General features: G+C 72.3%; 3 protein-coding genes and 1 tRNA gene. 3 read left to right on the forward strand and 1 reads right to left on the reverse strand.

From position 1 onward, the window contains the following. The coding region (locus IE312_RS41765; protein WP_306419814.1) for a molybdopterin dinucleotide binding domain-containing protein at positions 1–1,095 on the forward strand (1,095 nt) is incomplete at its 5' end. Between the two features lie 17 nt (positions 1,096–1,112). Here IE312_RS41765 and selD read toward each other — a convergent pair. Beyond that, a complete protein-coding gene (gene selD, locus IE312_RS24875) occupies positions 1,113–2,126 on the reverse strand; it encodes a selenide, water dikinase SelD (RefSeq protein ID WP_189984548.1) in 1,014 nt (337 codons plus the stop codon). Positions 2,127–2,163: 37 nt separating this feature from the next. Between selD and IE312_RS24880 the strand changes: the two genes are divergently transcribed. Beyond that, positions 2,164–2,256, forward strand: a tRNA-Sec gene (locus tag IE312_RS24880). Positions 2,257–2,393: 137 nt separating this feature from the next. Then, entirely contained in the window at positions 2,394–3,587 is a 1,194-nt protein-coding gene (locus IE312_RS24885; RefSeq protein ID WP_229900404.1) for a tyrosine-type recombinase/integrase, read from the forward strand. Positions 3,588–3,599: the final 12 nt, after the last annotated feature.

The following is a 3,599-nucleotide window of genomic DNA, read 5'->3' on the forward strand; positions in this document are numbered from 1 at the left end:
GCCGTCCTGGCCGAGATCAACGGCCATGACGCCGAGGGCAACCCCCTGTCGTCGTACGAGCAGTTGAAGCCCGACGGCTCCACCGCCTGCGGCTGCTGGATCTACTGCGGTGTGTACGCCGACGGCGTCAACCAGGCGGCCCGCCGCAAGCCGGGCCGGGAGCAGGACTGGGTGGCGGCCGAATGGGCGTGGGCGTGGCCGGCCAACCGGCGGATCCTGTACAACCGGGCCTCCGCCGATCCCGAGGGCAGGCCGTGGAGCGAGCGCAAGGCGCTGGTGTGGTGGGACCCGGACAAGGGCGAGCAGGGCGAGTGGACCGGGCACGACGTCCCCGACTTCAAGAAGGACAAGGCGCCGGACCACGAGCCGCCCGATGACGCCTCGGGGCCGGAGGCGCTGTCCGGCACCGACCCGTTCATCATGCAGGCCGACGGCAAGGCCTGGCTGTACGTGCCGTCCGGGCTCGCCGACGGACCGCTGCCGGCGCACTACGAACCGCAGGACTCCCCGTTCCCGAACCTGCTCTACGACCAGCAGCGCAATCCGGTACGGCAGTTGCTGCGGCCGCACCCGGACAACCGCTACCAGCCGAGCGGCGACGAGCCCGGTTCCGGGGTGTTCCCGTACGTGGCCACCACCTACCGGCTGACCGAGCACCACACGGCGGGCGGCATGTCCCGCTGGCAGCCGTACCTCGCCGAACTCCAGCCGGAGTTCTTCTGCGAGGTCTCCCCGGAGCTGGCCGCCGAGCGGGGTCTGGCCCACACCGGGTGGGCGACGATCGTGAGCGCGCGGGGCGTGGTCGAGGCGCGGGTGCTGGTCACCGACCGGATGACCCCGCTGACCGTGCACGGCCGCCGGCTGCACCAGGTGGGGCTGCCCTACCACTGGGGTCCCAACGGCTACAGCACGGGGGACGCGGCCAACGAGCTGCTGCACCTGTCCCTGGACCCGAACACGCACATCCAGGAGACGAAGGCGTTCGCCGTCGACATCCGCCCGGGCCGCCGCCCCCGGGGCCCGGCGGCCGTGGAGCTGGTGCGGGCGTACCGGATCCGGGCGGGCATCGACGAGCACACCGGCACGGAGCCGTGAGCGGGTCCGGCGGAGACCTAGCGCAGGACGAGGGAGTGGGTGCCGCGCGGCACCAGCTCCCCGATGACCGGGGCGCCCGGCACCTCCCCGGCGACGAGCAGTCCGCCGGAGGTCTGCGCGTCGGCGAGCAGCAGCCGGGTGTCCTCGTCGGTGGTTCCGAAGTCGGTGTGCGGTGCGACCCACTCCAGATTGCGCCGGGTGCCGCCGCTGACGTACCCGTCCCGTACGGCCTCCCGGGCGCCCTCCAGGTACGGGACGGCGGCGGTGTCGACGACGGCGGTCACCCCGGAGGCACGGGCCAGCTTGTGCAGGTGGCCGAGGAGCCCGAAGCCGGTGACGTCGGTGGCGCACACGGCGCCGGCGGCCAGCGCGGCCTCGGCGGCGTCCCGGTTGAGGGCGGCCATCGTGGCGACGGCGTGCGCGAACCGTTCGCCGGTGGCCTTGTGCCGGTTGTTGAGGACGCCGGTGCCCAGGGGTTTGGTCAGGGACAGCGGCAGCCCGGGCCGGCCGGCGTCGTTGCGCAGCAGCCGGCCCGGGTCGGCGATGCCGGTGACGGCCATGCCGTACTTGGGTTCCGGGTCGTCGACGCTGTGCCCGCCGCCGACGTGGCAGCCGGCCTCGGTGGCGGTGTCCAGTCCGCCGCGCAGCACCTCGCGGGCGAGGTCGAACGGGAGCCGGTCGCGGGGCCAGGCGAGCAGGTTGACGGCGAGGACGGGCCGGCCGCCCATCGCGTACACGTCGGACAGGGCGTTGGCGGCGGCGATCCGGCCCCAGTCGTAGGGGTCGTCCACGACCGGGGTGAAGAAGTCGGCCGTGCACACCAGGGCGGTCCCGCGGTGGGTGACGACGGCCGCGTCGTCGCCGGTGGCGAGGCCGACGAGCAGCGGGGTGTCACCGCCGGTGAGCGGCGCGCCGGTCAGCCCCGCCACCACCTCCTCCAGTTCACCGGGCGGGATCTTGCAGGCGCAGCCGCCGCCGTGGGCGAACTGGGTGAGCCGTACGGGCGTGCGACGCTCCGGTGTCGTTGTCATACCTGTGCTCCCCTGGGGCAGTAGCCTGACGGGCGGTGGAGGCGTGTGGGTGCCTGGTGGCCCTCCCGGTCTTCAAAACCGAGGTGTCCGAGGATCTCGGGCAGGCGGGTTCGATTCCCGTCCGCCTCCGTCCTCTACCTGTACCGATAGAAATCTCGGCCAAACGCGGGCCTAACGCTAGGAGCGACACTCCCCTACGCTGCCGTCATGGCGAGCATCCGAGAGCGGAAGCGCAAGGACGGCAGCGCGATCTACCAAGTCCGGTGGGTGCAGGGCGGGCGCGGCGGGACCGAGGAATGCGAGAAGTTCGGCGACCCGGTCGCGGCCGAGGAGTTCAAGAAACTGGTCGACGCGCACAGCCAGCAGTGGCCGCCCGGCTGGATCAAGGGCCGCGGCTTCGTCGAGGAGCAGACAGTCGACGGAGACATGCCGCTCGTCGAGTGGGCGCACCGCTACGTCGACCGGCTCACCGGCATCGACGAACGCACCCGCCGCGACTACAAGCGCGATGTCGACAACCACTTCGCGATCATCCAGCACACCCAGCCGTCCGGCCGGGTCGTGCCGGCCACGATCGCCAACGTGACCGCGGCCGACATCCAGGACTGGGTACGCGCGCAGGAAGCCGGCGAGCGTGACCCGGACAATGCCGAGGCGTGGCTGCGGCGTCAGGCCAGCCCCAAGTCCATCGCCAACCGGCACGGCCTGCTGTCCGCGATCGTGCAGGCCGCCATCGAGGCGGACCCGCCGCTTCGGTCCAAGAACTGCTGCTTGGGCACGCGCCTGCCGCGCACGGACGACGGCATCGACGAGGAGATGTGCTTCCTCGAGCACGACGAGTACGCCCGGATCGCCTCCGAGATCGAGGACGTCCACGCTCGGGATCTCGCGGACTGGCTCGTCGGGACCGGCATGCGCTGGGGTGAGGCCACCGCGCTGCAGGTCCGGGACGTCAACTTGGCGCAGGGCACGGTCGGTGTCCATCGCTCGTGGAAGCGCGCGGCCCCGGGGGCGGGCGGGCCGGCGTACTTCCTGGGCCCACCGAAGACGCGGAAGGCGCGCCGGATCGTGGCCGTGACCGAGGCGCAGATGGAGATGCTGCGCCGTCGCATGGCGGGGAAGCGGCCGGAGGATCTCCTCTTCGAGACGCGGCTCGGAAAGAGCTGGCGTCACGACAACTTCTGGCGCCGCCGGTGGGTGCCGGCCGTTGAGGCGGCGATCGCGAAGGGGCTGCCGAAGCGGCCGCGCATCCATGACCTGCGGCATACGCACGTGGCGTGGCTGATCGCTCAGCGGATTCCGCTACCGGCGATCCAGGCACGGCTGGGCCATGAGTCGATCACGACGACGGTGGACCGGTACGGGCATCTGGTGCAGGCCTTGGACGGCGAGATCCGGGCGGCCGTGGAGACGGTGATGGGCGCCTCTGCGGCCGCCCCGGGGATCCGCCGGGTGGTGTAGCTCGGTCAGCTC

The organism is Streptomyces capoamus (assembly GCF_014654935.1).
GTDB classification, from domain to species: Bacteria; Actinomycetota; Actinomycetes; order Streptomycetales; family Streptomycetaceae; genus Streptomyces; species Streptomyces capoamus.

What these genes read in the sequence shown, in the direction of transcription:
- selD (WP_189984548.1), bottom strand. Translation starts at nt 2,126, where the DNA reads ATGACAACGACACCGGAGCGTCGCACGCCCGTACGGCTCACCCAGTTC.